The sequence below is a fragment of the Streptomyces carminius genome (assembly GCF_002794255.1).
GTDB lineage: Bacteria > Actinomycetota > Actinomycetes > Streptomycetales > Streptomycetaceae > Streptomyces > Streptomyces carminius.
Window position 1 is genome coordinate 446,314 of sequence record NZ_PGGW01000069.1, and the last position, 16,155, is coordinate 462,468.

At 75.3% G+C, this 16,155-nt stretch carries 14 protein-coding genes; 8 read left to right on the forward strand and 6 right to left on the reverse strand.

The window, feature by feature from the left end; all coding sequences use genetic code 11:
• Positions 1 to 32 precede the first annotated feature (32 nt).
• The 6 genes from CUT44_RS28940 to CUT44_RS28965 all read right to left on the reverse strand — a co-directional run bounded on the left by CUT44_RS28940 (position 33) and on the right by CUT44_RS28965 (position 7,598).
• A complete protein-coding gene (locus tag CUT44_RS28940; RefSeq protein WP_233221782.1) occupies positions 33 to 1,283 on the reverse strand; it encodes a vWA domain-containing protein in 1,251 nt (416 codons plus the stop codon).
• 119 nt (positions 1,284 to 1,402) lie between these two features.
• Complete coding sequence (locus CUT44_RS28945) at positions 1,403 to 2,695, reverse strand: AAA family ATPase (protein ID WP_233221735.1); 1,293 nt, start codon at positions 2,693 to 2,695, stop codon at positions 1,403 to 1,405.
• A 114-nt stretch (positions 2,696 to 2,809) separates the two neighbouring features.
• Positions 2,810 to 4,282, reverse strand: coding sequence for a hypothetical protein (locus CUT44_RS28950; RefSeq protein ID WP_100205262.1), 1,473 nt, complete (start codon positions 4,280 to 4,282; stop codon positions 2,810 to 2,812).
• A 436-nt stretch (positions 4,283 to 4,718) separates the two neighbouring features.
• Complete coding sequence (gene hemW, locus CUT44_RS28955; RefSeq protein WP_100205263.1) at positions 4,719 to 5,951, reverse strand: radical SAM family heme chaperone HemW; 1,233 nt, start codon at positions 5,949 to 5,951, stop codon at positions 4,719 to 4,721.
• 58 nt (positions 5,952 to 6,009) lie between these two features.
• Positions 6,010 to 6,855 carry a DUF3097 domain-containing protein gene (locus CUT44_RS28960; RefSeq protein WP_100204907.1) on the reverse strand — a complete coding sequence of 282 codons (846 nt, stop codon included), beginning with the start codon at positions 6,853 to 6,855 and terminating at the stop codon, positions 6,010 to 6,012.
• 26 nt (positions 6,856 to 6,881) lie between these two features.
• Positions 6,882 to 7,598: an MBL fold metallo-hydrolase gene (locus tag CUT44_RS28965; RefSeq protein ID WP_100204908.1), complete on the reverse strand. Its 717-nt coding sequence runs from the start codon at positions 7,596 to 7,598 to the stop codon at positions 6,882 to 6,884.
• A gap of 199 nt (positions 7,599 to 7,797) precedes the next feature.
• Between CUT44_RS28965 and hrcA the strand changes: the two genes are divergently transcribed.
• From hrcA to CUT44_RS29005, 8 genes are all read left to right on the forward strand, one after another.
• A complete protein-coding gene (gene hrcA, locus CUT44_RS28970) occupies positions 7,798 to 8,814 on the forward strand; it encodes a heat-inducible transcriptional repressor HrcA (protein WP_100204909.1) in 1,017 nt (338 codons plus the stop codon).
• A complete protein-coding gene (gene dnaJ, locus CUT44_RS28975; RefSeq protein ID WP_100204910.1) occupies positions 8,815 to 9,948 on the forward strand; it encodes a molecular chaperone DnaJ in 1,134 nt (377 codons plus the stop codon).
• A 123-nt stretch (positions 9,949 to 10,071) separates the two neighbouring features.
• Positions 10,072 to 10,821, forward strand: coding sequence for a 16S rRNA (uracil(1498)-N(3))-methyltransferase (locus CUT44_RS28980; protein ID WP_100204911.1), 750 nt, complete (start codon positions 10,072 to 10,074; stop codon positions 10,819 to 10,821).
• Positions 10,822 to 10,916: 95 nt separating this feature from the next.
• On the forward strand, positions 10,917 to 11,291 hold the full coding sequence (locus tag CUT44_RS28985) for a histidine triad nucleotide-binding protein (protein ID WP_100204912.1): 375 nt from the start codon (positions 10,917 to 10,919) through the stop codon (positions 11,289 to 11,291).
• Between the two features lie 23 nt (positions 11,292 to 11,314).
• A complete protein-coding gene (locus tag CUT44_RS28990) occupies positions 11,315 to 12,220 on the forward strand; it encodes a ribonuclease Z (protein WP_100204913.1) in 906 nt (301 codons plus the stop codon).
• A 300-nt stretch (positions 12,221 to 12,520) separates the two neighbouring features.
• A complete protein-coding gene (locus tag CUT44_RS28995; protein ID WP_100204914.1) occupies positions 12,521 to 13,816 on the forward strand; it encodes a glucarate dehydratase family protein in 1,296 nt (431 codons plus the stop codon).
• Between the two features lie 52 nt (positions 13,817 to 13,868).
• A complete protein-coding gene (locus CUT44_RS29000) occupies positions 13,869 to 14,936 on the forward strand; it encodes a carbohydrate kinase family protein (protein ID WP_100204915.1) in 1,068 nt (355 codons plus the stop codon).
• Positions 14,937 to 15,057: 121 nt separating this feature from the next.
• Positions 15,058 to 16,119, forward strand: a complete 1,062-nt coding sequence (locus CUT44_RS29005) for a PhoH family protein (RefSeq protein WP_100204916.1) — start codon at positions 15,058 to 15,060, stop codon at positions 16,117 to 16,119.
• Positions 16,120 to 16,155 lie beyond the last annotated feature (36 nt).

Here is a 16,155-nt window from a genome sequence, read left to right on the forward strand (position 1 = left end):
GCGTCCAGCCCCGCGCCGGGCGCCGCCGCCCCTCAGCCGATGGTGACGACACGGGCCCAGGACGGCGGGGCGCCCGGGACGTACTCGGGGTCCTCCTCGTCCACGGCGGGGGAGGGACGGGGGAAGAGGCCGACGACGGTACGGCAGGGCGGTCGCGCGGAGGGCCACGGCGTCTGGCCGTCCGTCAGGGCGACGACCACGTCCGGGCGGGGCCGGGAGCGGAGCGCCCGGGTGAAACCGGAGCGCAGGTCCGTTCCGCCGCCGCCGACCAGTTCGATGTCCTCGGCGCGGCAGAGCGGGACGGCGATCCCGGCCGCCGCGTCGCAGGAGATCACCGAGACCAGGTCGCGCCGCCCGCCCACCGCCCGTGAGATCGCCGCCACCTCCAGCAGCGCGCCGCCCAGCTCGGCGTCACTCACCGACCCGGAGGTGTCGATCACGACGCAGACCCGGGGCGGCGTACGGCGCAGGCTCGGCAGCAGCACCCCGGGGACGCCGGCCGAGCGCCGGGACGGACGCCGGTAACTGTGGTCCTCGCCCGCCCCCGGCGCGCCCATCGCCGAGCGGACCGCCGCCCCCAGCAGCTGCCGCCACGGCTGCGGCGGGTGGAACGCCTCGTCCGCCCACCGGCGCCAGCCCTCCGGGGCGTCGCCCGGCCGGCCCCTGATCCCCTCCGCGATCCGGAAGCGGACCGCGTCCCGCTGCTGCCTGCTCAGCCCGTGCGCCCCGGCGGGCCCCAGGTCCCACGGCCGGTCCTGCCCGTCGGCGCCGCTGCCGCAGTCCAGCCAGGCCGGCTCCGCGGTGAGCCCCGACAGCGACGCCGTCCGCAGGTACTCCTCCATCAGCAGCCCGTCGGAAAGCCCCAGCAGCGACGGGAGCACCGCCCCGGTGGGCAGGGGCAGGCCGTCGCCGTAGATGTCGTCGTTGATCTCGAAGTCGGCGGCGATGTTCCGGCGCAGCCTCCCCTGGTCCCCGGCCGGGGGGATCCCCGGCCCGCCCCGACCGCCCGGTCCCTGCTCCCGGTGCTCCCGCGCGTACCTCTCGCCCCGCCCGTGGTGGTCCCGGAGCAGATGGGAGACCTCGTGCACCCAGACGCCCGCCAGCTCCTCCACCGGGGTGCGCGCCACGAAGCCGGGGGAGACGTAGCAGCGCCAGTGCGCGTCCACCGCCATCGTCGGCACCGACCGGTCCGCCACCACGTGCAGCGCGAAGAGCGCGTCGGCCAGGTAGGGGCGGACCGTCACCGCGTGCAGCCGGGCGGCCAGCAGCTTCTCCGTGTCCAGCGGGAGGCCGGTCCCGGCGGGGCGGCCGGAGCCGGCCGGTTCCGGTACGGCGGCCCGCACCGGGCGCGGCGGCGCGGGACGGGGCACCGGGCGCGGCAGCGGGCGCTCCGCGGCCCCCGTCACCGGCGCACCCCCGCCGCGGGCCCGGTACCGGACGCCGCCACCCGCTCCACCGACCGGTCCGCCCGCCGGGCGAGACCGACCACGCCGGCCAGCCGCTCCACCGCCTCGGGCACCTCCCAGTCGTCGCGCCGCAGCGCGGCCAGCGCCTTCGCCGGGGCGACCAGCAGATCCGGGGCACCGGTCTCCAGGGCCCGGACCAGCACCGCCCAGCCCGCCTCCCACCGGGCCCGCTCCGGCCGCGCCCCGACGGCGGCCACCACCGCCTCCAGCGCCGCCTGACGCAGGTCGCCCCGCGCCGGCAGCTCGGCGGCGGCCGGATCGGCCAGCAGCGACTCCGGGTCCGGCAGATCCATCCGGTCCAGGTGGGCGAGGAGTTCGAGCCCCGGCCCGTCCCCCACCGCGCCCCGCACCAGCAGTGCCAGCACCTCCCGGGAGACACCGGCCGCCGTGGCGAAGGCCAGCAGGGTCAGCGCGGCTTCCCAGCTCCGGGGGGAGGGCCAGGCACCGCCGCGCCGCGCCTCGGTGCCCGGCAGTCGGTGGATCAGCGTCGGCCGGACCGTCAGGAAGCCGCAGACCGCGCGCCGGGCGAAGGCCACCGCCTCCGGCAGCCGCTCCGGCACCAGCCGGGGCAGCTCGGCCCGGGGCCAGACCCCGCCCAGCCCGCGCACCACCACCTCCCGGTCGTGCGTCCAGTGCAGGTGCACGAACCGGTTGGCCAGCGGCGGGCTCAGCTCCCACCCGTCCGCCGCCGACGCGGGCGGGTTGGCGGCGGCCACGATCCGGACGCCCGGCGGCAGCCGCAGCGCGCCGACCCGCCGCTCCAGGACGACCCGGAGCAGCGCGGCCTGGACCGCGGGGGTGGCGGTGGAGAGCTCGTCGAGGAAGAGCAGCCCCCGCCCGGCCCGCGCGAGCTCCACGGCCCACTGCGGCGGTGCCATCGGCACCCCCCGTACCGCCGGGTCGTCGCCCAGGACGGGCAGCCCGGAGAAGTCGGACGGCTCGTGGACGCTGGCGATCACGGTCGTCAGCGGCAGACCGAGGGAGGCGGCGAGCTGCGTCAGGGCGGCGGTCTTGCCGATGCCCGGCTCGCCCCAGAGCAGTACGGGCAGGTCGGCCGCGACGGCCAGGGTGAGTGCTTCGAGCTGCTCGTCGGGGCGCGGCTCGGTGGTGGTCGTCCGCAGGAGGGACAGGAGGCCGTCGGAGACGGCGAGACGGGTGCCGGTCCCGGACGGGCCGGCGGCCGGAGCCGGGACCGGGGCGGACAGGGGCGTGGGTGTGCTGGAGGACATGGGCATCACCTGGGGCGGGAGGGGGGACGGGGCAGCCCGTCCCGGACGTCATGGGGGTGTGCGGCGCGGAAACGCGCGGCGCGGGAGAGGGGTTCGGGTGGAACGGGTGGCCGGTCAGCGGGTCAGGCCGGTGCGGGGCCGGGCCCGGCTGCTCCGCTTGCGGCGCGGCGCGGAAGGCGTACGGCGGTCGGGCCGGGGACGGCGGCCCGCCGCCGAGCGCCCCGCCCCCGGGGCGTTCCCGCCTCCCGGTACGGCGGCACCGGGATGCACGGTGACCAGCCCCGAGCGGAAGAGTCCGTGGTCGACGCGGCGGGCCGCGGCCGACTCCAGTTCCTCCCGGAGCGGCCCGTCGCGCAGGACCGCATCGGGGCCGAGCAGCCCTTCGACCACGGCCAGCGCCCCGGCCACGTCGCCGTGGCGGAGCCGCTCCCGGACCGCCGGCAGCGCCTCCGGGCTGCGGTGCGCCGCGTCGATCACCCGCAGGCAGGGCAGTGCCGGTCCGCCGAGCGCCACCAGCAGTTCCTCCCGGCGCAACTGGGCCGGGTCGTGGTCGACCGCCGTCAGCACCCCGTGCCGGAGCGCGATCCGGTGGGTCTCGCCCCGGCACTCCACCCGGTGCGGATCGCCGGGCCCGGGTGCGGTGCCGGTGACGGGGCCGGCCGCAGGTGCCGGGCCGTGTGGTGCCAGTGCCGCGGCGACGAGCGGATGCAGCCGCCCGGCCGTGACCAGCCCGGCCCGCAGCAGCTCCAGGTCCGGCGGCACCCGGGCCGCCGCCTCCGGCAGCACCGGAAGCGCCGCGGCCTCCTGCGGAGGCAGTGCCTCCCGCGGCGGCCGGAACACCGGGGCATGGCTGTCGTCCGGGGCGGTGAGTTCGAACACGGCGCGCCTGCGCGTACCGAGCCGCACGGTGAACGCTCCGCGCGGCCGTCCCTCGGCCCGCAGCAGCAGCTCCGCCTCGGCGGCCCAGCGCGCCACCGCCCACGGGGAGTCGTGAACGGGAAGCCGGCCGGGCGGGCCGGGCGGTGCCGCGGCCGGCGGTGCCCCGTCCGCACCGCACCGTCGGGCCAGTTCGCCGCTCCGCGCGGAGTCCCAGAGGTGCCGGTGCAGGTCGAGCCGGAAACGCCGGTCGGGGTGCGGGTGCGGATGGTGCCCGAAGGGGCCGTTCCCGGGCCCCTCCCACAGGGTCAGGGACATCCGCTGCCCGGCGTCCGCCCAGGCCGGCGGCGTCCGCACCACCAGTTGCGGCGGCGTGGCACCGGGGTCCCGGTAACGGGCCAGGCAGACGGTGAGGCCGGGCCGCAGCCGCCCGTCGGGCGCGATCCGGGGCATGTGCCAGCGCAGCAGGTCCGGCGCCAGCCGGCGCAGGTCCGCACGGAGCCGGGTGAGGACATCGGTGCCGTGGCGGTCGCGCACGGCGCGCAGATCGAGATCGACGTCGATCCGGGCGGCGGCGCAGGCCCCCGCCCAGTCGCCGACCGCGCGGCGCGCGGTCGCTTTCTCGATCATGGACGGTGGCACGGCGTACTCACGTACGCGCCGCCACATCGACAGGCGGGTCGGAATCCCGTTCGCGGGGTGAGGTGCCATCAGCACTCACCCTGAGCGAACGATTCCCCCAATCCACACGAGGAGAAGTTCTTCATCCCCGGCATCGTAACCACACCGGCGGTGATCTGTCAGTCGCCCCGGACCGCTCACCGTCCTTCCCCGGCGCGCGCCGCGACGCCCGGGACCGGGCCTCGGGCGTCTTCTTCCGGCCCGCCCGCGGTCCGGATGAGACCGGACGAGAACCGTCCGGTACCGCGACCGGCGGGGCCTGTCGGTCAAGGAGCGGCGTCCGGTGCCGGAGTCCCCCGCCCGGAGACCGGGAAGGTGATCGCAAGACGGCCGGAAGCACTCGTGACGGGCCTGCTCGCGCTTCCGGCCGACATGGCACGGGGCACACCCCGGTGGGGGCCGGGAAGCCCGCGCCGGGGGCGTCCTCCGGCCCGTCCGCGGTACGGGCGGGGCCGGGCGGGCGTGGTCAGTCCACCAGGTCGCGCACCACCGCGTCGGCCAGCAGCCGGCCGCGCAGGGTGAGTGCCGCGCGGCCGCGCTCGTAGGCGTCCGGGCGCAGCAGTCCGTCGGCCAGCGCCCGCCCGGCGGCCCGGGCACCGGCCGGGGCGAGTACGTCCAGCGGCACGCCGTCCACCAGCCGCAGCTCCAGCAGGATCCGCTCCACGCGCCGGTCGGCGTCGTCCAGCACCTCGCGGCCCGCGCCCGGTGAGCGGCCCTCGGTGAGCGCCTGGGCGTACGCGCCGGGGTGCTTGACGTTCCACCACCGGACACCCCCGACGTGGCTGTGCGCCCCCGGGCCCGCGCCCCACCAGTCGGCGCCGGTCCAGTACAGCTCGTTGTGGCGGCAGCGGGCGGCCTCGCCGGTCGCCCAGTTGGACACCTCGTACCAGGCCAGACCGGCCGCCGACAGCATCTCCTCGGTGATCAGATAGCGGTCGGCGTGCACGTCGTCGTCGGTCATGGGCACCTCGCCGCGCCGGATGCGGCGGGCCAGCGCGGTGCCCTCCTCGACGATCAGGGCGTACGCCGAGACGTGGTCCGGCCCGGCGCCGAGCGCGGCGTCCAGGGAGGCCCGCCAGTCGTCGTCGCTCTCGCCCGGGGTGCCGTAGATCAGGTCCAGGTTGACGTGCTCGAAGCCCGCCGCGCGGGCCTCGGCCACGCACGCCTCGGGGCGGCCGGGGGTGTGGGTGCGGTCCAGGACGGCCAGGACGTGCCGCCGGGCGCTCTGCATGCCGAAGGAGATCCGGTTGAAGCCCGCCTCGCGCAGCGCGGCCAGGTACGCCGGGTCCACGGACTCCGGGTTGGCCTCCGTGGTGATCTCGGCGCCCTCGGCCAGCCCGAACTCGGCACGGACCGCGGCGAGCATCCGCCCCAGGTCGGCGGCGGGCAGCAGGGTCGGCGTGCCGCCCCCGACGAAGACCGTCTCCACCGGCCGCGGATCGTCCCCGAGTACCTTGCGGGCCAGCCGCACCTCCTCGGCCAGGAGGTCCGCGTAGTTCTCCCGGGAGGCCAGCACGCCGCCGGTGCCGCGCAGCTCACTCGCGGTGTAGGTGTTGAAGTCGCAGTAGCCGCAGCGCGTCGCGCAGTACGGCACGTGCAGGTAGAAGCCGAGCGGGCGGTCGGCGGCGCCCGCCAGGGCGGACGCGGGCAGGGACCCGTCGGCGGGGACGGGCTCGCCGTCGGGCGGTGCGGAGGGCATGCCGTCCATTGTCCGGCATCCGCTCCGGTACCGGGCACCGGCGCCGGGCGGCGCGGGGTCACGGCCCGGCGGGACCGCCCACCGTGACGTGGTCGATCAGCCGCTCCACCGGGCCGAGCAGTCCCGGCTCCAGATCCGTGTAGCTGCGCACGCACCCCAGGATCCGCTGCCAGGCCGCGCCGGTGTTCTCCGGCCAGCCCAGCGCCCGGCACACGCCCGTCTTCCAGTCCTGGCCGCGCGGGATCACCGGCCAGGCGTCGATGCCCAGCGCGGACGGCTTCACCGCCTGCCAGACGTCGACGTACGGATGGCCGACCACCAGCACGTCCTCGCCGGTCACCCGCGCGGCGATCCGCGACTCCTTCGAGCCGGGCACCAGATGGTCCACCAGCACCCCCAGCCGGGCGTCGGGGGTGGGGCCGAACGCCTCGACGACCGCCGGCAGGTCGTCGACGCCCTCCAGGTACTCCACGACGACCCCCTCGACCCGCAGGTCGTCGCCCCAGACCTTCTCCACCAGCTCCGCGTCGTGGCGCCCCTCGACGTAGATCCGCCCGGCCCGCGCCACCCGGGCCCGGGCGCCGGGCACGGCGAGCGAGCCGGAGGCGGTGCGCCGGGGCGCGGCCGGGGCGGGCGGGGCCGCCGCCCTGGGCCGCACCAGGGTGACGGCCTTCCCCTCCAGCAGGAAGCCGCGCGGCTCCATCGGGAAGACCCGGTGCCTGCCGAACCGGTCCTCCAGCGTGACGGTGAGGCCCTGCGCCGTCTTCTCGCAGCGCACCACGGCCCCGCAGAAGCCGGTGGTGACCTCCTCCACCACCAGGTCCGGCTCGGCGGGCACCTCGGGCGCGGGACACCTCCGCTTCCAGGGCGGGGTCAGGTCGGGACCGTACTGTCTGCTGCGCATGCGGTCATTGTGTTACGCGCGCGGCCTCACGAAACGCCGAAGCGCCGGGCCAGTCCGTCGCGCTGGGCGCGCACGAAGGCGGCGTCCACCACCGCGCCGTGTCCGGGCACGTACACCGCGTCCTCGCCGCCCAGCTCCAGCAGCCGGTCCAGGGCGGCGGGCCAGTGCACGGGATGGGCGTCCGGGCCGGCCTGCGGCTCGCCCGACTCCTCCACCAGATCGCCGCAGAAGACCACCGGCCGCCCGCCGGGGCCGGCGGGCGGCACCAGGACGGCCAGGTCGTAGGCGGTGTGCCCGGGCCCGGCGTTGACCAGCAGCGCCTCCCGGCCGCCCAGCGGGACGGTCAGCTCGCCGGGCACCCGGTGGTGCGGGCACACCAGCACGTCGACGGCCTGGGCGGTCTCCTCCCGGTCCGCACCGTGCCGCACCGCGTCGTCCCGCAGCTCGTCCCGCGAGCGCGCCAGCCACTCGTCGCACCCCACCGACCCGTAGACCTCCACCCCGGCGAAGGCGGCCGTGCCCAGGACGTGGTCGAAGTGCGGATGGGTCAGTGCCACATGGGTCGCCGGACGGCCCAGCAGGCCGCGCAGCTCCCGCCGGATCCGCGCGCCCTCGCGCAGCGAGGCCCCGGTGTCCACCACGAGCACCCCCTCGGCGCCCGCGACGGCGCCGACCGTGTGGTCCCAGCCGGGCAGACGGTGACGTACGACTCCCGGTGCGAGCTCTTCCCATCCGGCGTCCATACGGCGACGCTAGCGCCACCGGGCCGGTCGTGCCCGCCGGGCGGCGGGGGCGGGCCGCTCCGCTCCGTGCCCGGCTCGGCCGCCGCCCTTGCCCTGGCCGTGGTCACCGGCCGTACACTGGCTCAGGGGAACTGGCACTCACCTGCCGAGAGTGCCAGAGAAGCAATCGGAAAGACGGCCGGACGGGAGGTGCGCCGAAGTGCTCAGCGAACGCAGACTCGAGGTGCTGCGCGCCATCGTCCAGGACTACGTCGGCACCCAGGAGCCGGTGGGTTCCAAGGCGCTGACCGAGCGGCACAACCTGCAGGTCTCCCCGGCCACGGTGCGCAACGACATGGCGGTCCTGGAGGACGAGGGCTACATCGCCCAGCCGCACACCAGCGCGGGCCGCATCCCGACCGACAAGGGGTACCGGCTGTTCGTCGACCGGCTGGCGGGGGTCAAGCCGCTGTCCAAGCCGGAGCGGAGGGCGATCCAGAACTTCCTGGAGGGCGCCGTCGACCTCGACGACGTCGTCGGCCGCACGGTGCGGCTGCTGGCGCAGCTCACCCGGCAGGTGGCGGTCGTCCAGTACCCCTCGCTGACCCGTTCGACCGTGCGCCATGTCGAGCTGCTGCTGCTCGCCCCCTCGCGGCTGATGCTCGTGCTGATCACGGACACCGGGCGGGTCGAGCAGCGCGTGGTGGACTGCCCCGCCCCCGTCTCCGAGGCGTCCCTGGCGGATCTGCGGGCCCGGCTCAACAGCCGGGTGGTCGGCCAGCGCTTCTCCGAGGTGCCCAGGCTGGTGCAGGACCTGCCGGAGTCCTTCGACGCCGAGGACCGGGGGACGGTCTCCACCGTGCTCGCCACGCTTCTTGAGACACTGGTGGAGGAGACCGAGGAGCGGCTGATGATCGGCGGCACCGCCAATCTGACCCGCTTCGCGCACGACTTCCCCCTGACGATCCGGCCGGTGCTGGAGGCGCTGGAGGAGCAGGTCGTGCTGCTCCGACTGCTGGGAGAGACCGAGGACTCCACCATGACGGTGCGAATCGGTCATGAGAACGCACACGAGGGGCTGAACTCCACGTCGGTCGTCTCGGTCGGTTACGGTTCGGGCGACGAGGCGGTCGCCAAGCTCGGTGTGGTCGGACCGACCCGCATGGACTACCCCGGAACGATGGGAGCGGTACGCGCAGTGGCACGTTACGTCGGACAGATCCTCGCGGAGTCGTAAGTGGCGACGGACTACTACGCGGTCCTGGGCGTGCAGCGCGATGCCTCGCAGGACGAGATCAAGAAGGCATTCCGGAGGCTCGCGCGCGAGCTCCACCCGGACGTGAACCCGGATCCGAAGACCCAGGAGCGGTTCAAGGAGATCAACACCGCCTACGAGGTGCTCTCCGATCCGCAGAAGAAGCAGATGTACGACCTGGGCGGCGACCCGATGGGCGGCGCCGGGGCGGGCCGGGGCGGCGGCTTCGGCACCGGGTTCGGGAACTTCTCGGACATCATGGACGCCTTCTTCGGCGCCGCCACGCAGCGCGGGCCGCGGTCCCGCACCCGGCGCGGCCAGGACGCGATGATCCGGCTCGACATCGAGCTGGACGAGGCCGCCTTCGGCACCACCAAGGACATCCAGGTGGACACCGCGGTCGTCTGCACGACGTGCAGCGGCGAGGGCGCGGCCCCGGGCACGACGGCGCAGACCTGCGACATGTGCCGCGGCCGCGGTGAGGTCTCGCAGGTCACCCGCTCCTTCCTGGGGCAGGTCATGACCTCGCGGCCCTGCCCGCAGTGCCACGGGTTCGGCACGATCGTGCCGAATCCGTGCCCGGAGTGCGCGGGCGACGGGCGCATCCGCTCCCGGCGCAGCCTGACGGTGAAGATCCCGGCCGGGGTGGACAACGGCACCCGCATCCAGCTCGCCGGCGAGGGGGAGATCGGCCCCGGCGGCGGTCCGGCGGGTGACCTGTACGTGGAGATCCACGAGGTCCCGCACCCGGTCTTCCAGCGCCGCGGCGACGACCTGCACTGCACGGTCACCCTCCCCATGACGGCGGCGGCGCTGGGCACCAAGGTCCCGCTGGAGACGCTGGACGGCATGGAGGAGATCGACGTCCGGCCCGGCACCCAGTCCGGCCAGTCGGTCCCGCTCCACCAGCGCGGTGTGACGCATCTGCGCGGCGGCGGCCGGGGCGACCTGATCGTCCATGTCGAGGTCCAGACCCCGTCGAAGCTGGACGCGGAGCAGGAGGAGCTGCTGCGCAGGCTGGCCAAGCTGCGGGGCGAGGAGCGGCCGCTGGGCCAGTTCCAGCCGGGGCAGCAGGGTCTGTTCTCGCGGTTGAAGGATGCGTTCAACGGGCGGTGACGGGCCGTACGCCCGTGCCGTGCCCGTGCCCGCCGCCTTGCTCACCGGCGTGTTCACCACCGCCGTGTTCACCGGTGGGCCCGCCGCCGTGTCCGCCGACGCGCCCGTCCGCCCGGAGGCCGTGTGACCGCCCCCGTCTTCGTCGCCGGCCCCGGCACCCTGGTCGGGGCCGCCCCCGGCGCCGTCCTGGCGCTGGAGGGGCCCGAGGGGCGGCACGCCGTCTCGGTGCGGCGGCTGCGCCCGGGTGAGGAGGTGGTCCTCACCGACGGCGCGGGCACCGGGGCGTTCGGCACCGTCACGGCCGTCACGGGCAAGGAGCGCCTGGAGGTCACCGTGTCCGGGGTGCGCACCGAGCCGGAGCCGCGGCCCAGGATCACCGTCGTCCAGGCGCTGCCCAAGGGGGACCGCGGTGAGCTGGCCGTGGAGACGATGACCGAGACGGGTGTGGACGCCGTCGTGCCCTGGACGGCGGCGCGCTGCGTCACCCAGTGGCGGGGGGAGCGCGGGGCGAAGGCGCTGCGCAAGTGGCGGGCCACGGCCCGGGAGGCGGGCAAGCAGTCCCGCCGGCTGCGCTTCCCCGAGGTCGCCGAGCCGGCCGGCACCCGGCAGCTGCTCCCGCTGCTGTCCGCCGCCGCGTTCGCGGCCGTCCTGCACGAGGAGGGTGCCGAGCCGCTGGCCGCGGCGGAGCTGCCCGCGGACGGGGAACTGGTGCTCGTCGTCGGCCCGGAGGGCGGGATCACACCGGAGGAGCTGACGGCCTTCGCCGGGGCCGGGGCGCGGCCGTACCGGCTGGGGCCGAGCGTGCTGCGCACCTCCACGGCGGGGACGGCCGCGGCGGCGCTGCTGCTGGGACGCACCGGCCGCTGGTCCTGACGCCCGCCGCGCCCGGGGCGCGGTACGATCTTCGGCGCGTACCGGCTTCGCCGCGTACCGACCGATCCGGACCGTCCACAGCGGGAGGCGCCACCGTGGCGGAGGAACCGCAGTCCGACTGCCTGTTCTGCAAGATCGTGGCGGGGGAGGTCCCGGCGGACGTCGTCCACGAGACCGGCACCACGCTCGCCTTCCGGGACATCAACCCGCAGGCCCCCACCCATGTCCTGGTGATTCCCAAGGCGCACCACCCGGACGCCGCCGCGCTGGCCGCCGCGGCCCCGGAGCTGGCCGCCGACGTGCTGCGCGCGGCGGGCGAGGTCGCCGCGCAGGAGCGGATCGCCCCGCCCGGGGGCGCGAGCGTCGGCTACCGCATCGTGTTCAACACCGGGGCGGGCGCCGGGCAGACGGTCTGGCACGCGCACGCCCACCTCCTCGGCGGCCGCGGCCTGAACTGGCCCCCCGGGTAACCCGGCCGGAGCCGTCACCCCGTATGTCCGTACGCGAACTGGTCGTGCTGGGCACCGCCAGCCAGGTGCCCACCCGGCACCGCAACCACAACGGCTACGTCCTGCGCTGGGACGGCGAGGGAATCCTCTTCGATCCCGGCGAGGGCACCCAGCGGCAGCTGCTGCGCGCGGGCGTGGCCGCCCACGACCTCACCCGGCTGTGCGTCACGCACTTCCACGGCGACCACTCGCTGGGCCTGGCCGGGGTCATCCAGCGCATCAACCTGGACCGGGTGCCGCACCCGGTCACGGCGCACTACCCGGCGAGCGGGCAGCGCTTCTTCGACCGGCTGCGGTACGCCACCGCCTACCGCGAGACGGCCGAGCTGCGCGAGGAGCCGGTCACCGGGGACGGCACGCTCGCCGTCACCGGCGCCTACACCCTCTCCGCGCTCCGGCTCTCGCACCCGGTGGACTCCTACGGCTACCGCCTGACCGAGCCGGACGGGCGCCGGATGCTGCCCGGACGGCTCGCCGCCCGCGGCATCACCGGGGCGGACATCGGCCGTATCCAGCGGGAGGGCGAGCTGCGCGGCGTCGCCCTGGAGGAGGTCAGCGAGCCCCGGCCCGGGCAGCGGTTCGCCTTCGTGATGGACACCCGGCTGTGCGAGAACGTCCACGCGCTCGCCGAGGGCTGCGACCTGCTGGTCATCGAGTCCACCTTCCTGGACCGGGACACCGCGCCGGCCGAGGAGTACGGCCATCTCACCGCCGGCCAGGCCGCCTCGGTGGCGGCGCGGGCGGGAGTGCGGCACCTGGTGCTGACCCACTTCTCGCAGCGCTACGACGACCCGGCCGAGTTCGCGCGCGAGGCGCGGGCGGCCGGGTACACCGGAGGGCTGACGGTGGCCGAGGACCTGGCACGGGTACCGGTGCCGCGGCGGCGCTGACCGCCGGCCGGCCGACCCCGTCCGTCCTCCCCCTTCCCTTCTTCTTCCCTTCTTCCCGGCCCCGGCCCCGGCCCCGAGTCCGGGGCCGCTCCGCCGTCCTTGTCGGACGCCCGGCGGGGCGGGTCCTTCTTCCGGAAACTGTCGGCGTTCTTGACGCACTTCTGTTCGCATCCCTAGTCTCCGTCTGCCAGCGTGGACAGCATTCGTATACGTGAACGGCATGTGTGAGTGCCGAGGGTGTGCCGTCCCGCCGGTCCCAGCGCCGCCCGCCTCCGGCACCGATCCGACAGGAGCCGTCCGATGAAGGACCTGACCGTCACCGAGGTACGCCTGACCCCGATCCTCGTCGCCGACCCGCCGCTGCTCAACACCCAGGGCGTTCACCAGCCCTACACCCCGCGCCTGATCATCGAGGTGGTCACGGCGGACGGCGTCACCGGGCTGGGGGAGACCTACGGCGACACCAAGTACCTGGAGCTGGCCCGGTCCCTCGCCGGACGGCTCCCCGGACACCCGGTCAGCGACCTGAACGGGCTGTTCACCCTGGCCGGCTCCCTCGACACGGAGGGGCACAGCACGGACGGCACGGCGGACGTGGGCGGCCTGCGCGGCGTCCAGACCGCCGACAAGCTGCGGCTGTCGGTGGTCTCCGGCTTCGAGGTGGCCTGTCTGGACGCCCTGGGCAGGGCGCTGGAGCTGCCCGTGCACGCCCTGCTCGGCGGGAAGGTGCGCGACAGCGTGGAGTACAGCGCCTACCTGTTCTACCGCTGGGCGGACCACCCGGAGGGAGTGGCGGGCGAGAGCGACGACTGGGGTGCCGCCCTCGACCCCGAGGGGATCGTGGCCCAGGCCCGCCGCTTCGTGGCCGACCACGGCTTCGGCTCCTTCAAGCTCAAGGGCGGCGTCTTCCGCCCCGAGGAGGAGATCGCCGCCGTCCGGGCACTGGCCGAGGCGTTCCCCGGCCACCCCCTGCGCCTGGACCCCAACGGCGCCTGGTCGGTGGAGACCTCCCTGAAGGTCGCGGCCGAGCTGCGCGAGGTCCTGGAGTACCTGGAGGACCCGACGACCGGTACGCCCGCGATGGCCGAGGTCGCCGCCCGCGCCGGCGGGCTGCCGCTGGCCACCAACATGTGCGTGACCACCTTCCCCGAGATACCCGAGGCGTTCACCACGGGCGCCGTCCAGGTGCTGCTCAGCGACCACCACTACTGGGGCGGGCTGCGCAACACCCAGCAGCTCGCCGCGCTCTGCCGCACCTTCGGCGTCGGGGTGTCCATGCACTCCAACACCCACCTGGGCATCAGCCTCGCCGCCATGACCCATGTCGCCGCCACCGTGCCGAACCTGCACCACGCGTGCGACACCCACTACCCCTGGCAGCACGAGGAGGTGCTCACCGAGCGCCTGACGTTCACCGGGGGCCGCCTCACCGTCCCCGACGGGCCCGGCCTGGGCGTCACCCTGGACCGCGACCGGCTGGACCGCCTGCACCGGCGCTGGCTGGACGACGACGGCTCGATGCGCGACCGGGACGACGCCGCCGCCATGCGCCGGGCCGACCCCGCCTGGACGTCACCGGCCGTACCGCGCTGGTGACGTTCCGGCGGAGCCGGGGTACGCGCGGGCGCGGTCGGGCACACTGGGCCGCATGCTCGACCCGCTCGCCGCGCTCCGCACCCCCGACGACCCGCCCTGTGACGTCTACCTGACCGGAAGCGTCTTCCTGGACATCATCTTCACCGGCCTGGACTCCGCGCCCGTACGCGGCACCGAGTCCTGGGCCCGCGGCATGGGGTCGAGCCCCGGCGGCGTCGCCAACATGGCCACCGCCCTGGCCCGGCTCGGGCTGCGCACCTCCCTGGCCGCCGCCTTCGGGGACGACAAGTACGGCGAGTACTGCTGGGAGTCGCTGGAGCACGGCGAGGGCATCGACCTGTCGCTGTCGCGCACCGTGCCGGGCTGGCACTCGCCGGTCACCGTCTCGATGGCGTACGAGGGCGAGCGGACGATGGTCACCCACGGGCACGAGGCACCGCCGGAGGAGTCCGCGCCCTGCGACCCGCCCCTGGCCCGGGCCTGCGTGGCGGCCCTGCGGCCGGGCGAGGGCCAGGGGTGGATCGCCGCGGCGGCCCGCCGCGGCAGCCGGGTCTTCGCCGACGTCGGCTGGGACGAGACCGGCCGCTGGGACCCGGGCGACCTCGCCGACCTGGAGCACTGCGAGGCGTTCCTGCCCAACGCCGAGGAGGCGATGCGCTACACCCGCACCGACTGCCCCCGCGCCGCCGCCCGCCGCCTCGCCGAGAAGGTGCCGTTGGCGGTGGTCACCATGGGGTCCGAGGGCGCCTGCGCGGTGGACGGCGGCAGCGGCGAGAATGCCGAGGTGCCCGCCGTCGCCGTGGAGGCGCTGGACCCCACCGGCGCCGGGGACGTGTTCGTGGCCGGCTTCGTCACCGGCACCCTGGCCGGCTGGCCGCTCGCCGACCGGCTCGCCTTCGGGTGCCTGACCGCCGCCCTGTCGGTGCAGGAGTTCGGCGGCTCGCTGTCGGCCCCCGGCTGGGCCGAGGTCGCCGCCTGGTGGCAGCACGTCCGCTCCTTCGACGACCAGGGCCGGGCCGCCCTGCGCCGCTACGCCTTCCTGGACGCCCTGCTGCCCGGCCCCGCCCGCCCCTGGCCGCTGCGCCGGGCGGTGCCGACCATCGGTTTCCGGCGGGTGTGACGCCGGCACGGAAGCCGGCGGCCGTAAAACCCTACTGACCTGTCAGCCGCACGGCGTACTCTGGAGGCCAGGCGCACAGCAGCGACAGAGAGAGGGACGCGCAGGCTCCAGCAGCCGGCCCATGACTCAGACACAGACAGACCAGGCACGGTCCACCCCAGCGAGTGCCCGTTTCACCGTTCCGGCCAAGCACCCCATGGTCACGGTGCTCGGCTCCGGTGACTCCCTCCTCCGCGTCATAGAGAAGGCCTTCCCCGCGACCGACATCCATGTCCGCGGGAACGAGATCAGCGCCACCGGTGACGCGGCGGAGGTCGCTCTCATCCAGCGGCTCTTCGACGAGATGATGCTGGTGCTGCGCACCGGCCAGCCGATGACGGAGGACGCCGTGGAGCGTTCGATCGCCATGCTCCGGGAGTCGGAGGGCGGTGCCGGAGCGGGCTCCGAGACCCCTGCCGAGGTCCTCACCCAGAACATCCTGTCCAACCGCGGCCGTACGATCCGCCCCAAGACGCTCAACCAGAAGCGCTACGTGGACGCGATCGACAAGCACACCATCGTGTTCGGCATCGGTCCGGCGGGCACCGGCAAGACCTATCTCGCCATGGCCAAGGCGGTGCAGGCCCTGCAGTCCAAGCAGGTCAACCGCATCATCCTGACCAGGCCCGCCGTCGAGGCGGGGGAGCGGCTGGGCTTCCTGCCCGGCACCCTCTACGAGAAGATCGACCCGTATCTGCGACCGCTGTACGACGCGCTGCACGACATGCTCGACCCCGACTCGATCCCGCGGCTGATGGCCGCCGGGACGATCGAGGTCGCGCCGCTGGCGTACATGCGCGGCCGGACGCTCAACGACGCCTTCATCATCCTGGACGAGGCGCAGAACACGAACCCCGAGCAGATGAAGATGTTCCTGACCCGGCTCGGGTTCGACTCCAAGATAGTGATCACCGGCGACGTCACCCAGGTGGACCTGCCCGGCGGCACCAGGAGCGGCCTGCGCCAGGTCCAGGAGATCCTCGAAGGTGTGGAGGACGTGCACTTCTCGCGGCTCACCAGCACCGATGTCGTCCGGCACAAGCTCGTCGGCCGTATCGTCGACGCGTACGACCGCTACGACGTGCGCGGCGACGCGGCCGAAACCCGCGGCGGCGCGGCCGACCGCGGCGAGCGCCGGAAGTGAGCGAGCGGCGGAAGCCGCCCGGAGCGTCCGAACACC

Excerpts from the sequence above, each read along its gene's own strand:
- CUT44_RS28990 (WP_100204913.1), top strand. The coding sequence starts at position 11,315 with ATGTCCGTACGCGAACTGGTCGTGCTGGGCACCGCCAGCCAGGTGCCC.
- CUT44_RS29000 (WP_100204915.1), top strand. The coding sequence starts at position 13,869 with ATGCTCGACCCGCTCGCCGCGCTCCGCACCCCCGACGACCCGCCCTGT.
- hemW (WP_100205263.1), bottom strand. The coding sequence starts at position 5,951 with ATGCCCTCCGCACCGCCCGACGGCGAGCCCGTCCCCGCCGACGGGTCC.
- CUT44_RS28950 (WP_100205262.1), bottom strand. The coding sequence starts at position 4,282 with ATGGCACCTCACCCCGCGAACGGGATTCCGACCCGCCTGTCGATGTGG.
- CUT44_RS28945 (WP_233221735.1), bottom strand. The coding sequence starts at position 2,695 with ATGTCCTCCAGCACACCCACGCCCCTGTCCGCCCCGGTCCCGGCTCCG.
- CUT44_RS28965 (WP_100204908.1), bottom strand. The coding sequence starts at position 7,598 with ATGGACGCCGGATGGGAAGAGCTCGCACCGGGAGTCGTACGTCACCGT.
- CUT44_RS29005 (WP_100204916.1), top strand. The coding sequence starts at position 15,058 with ATGACTCAGACACAGACAGACCAGGCACGGTCCACCCCAGCGAGTGCC.
- CUT44_RS28960 (WP_100204907.1), bottom strand. The coding sequence starts at position 6,855 with ATGCGCAGCAGACAGTACGGTCCCGACCTGACCCCGCCCTGGAAGCGG.
- CUT44_RS28995 (WP_100204914.1), top strand. The coding sequence starts at position 12,521 with ATGAAGGACCTGACCGTCACCGAGGTACGCCTGACCCCGATCCTCGTC.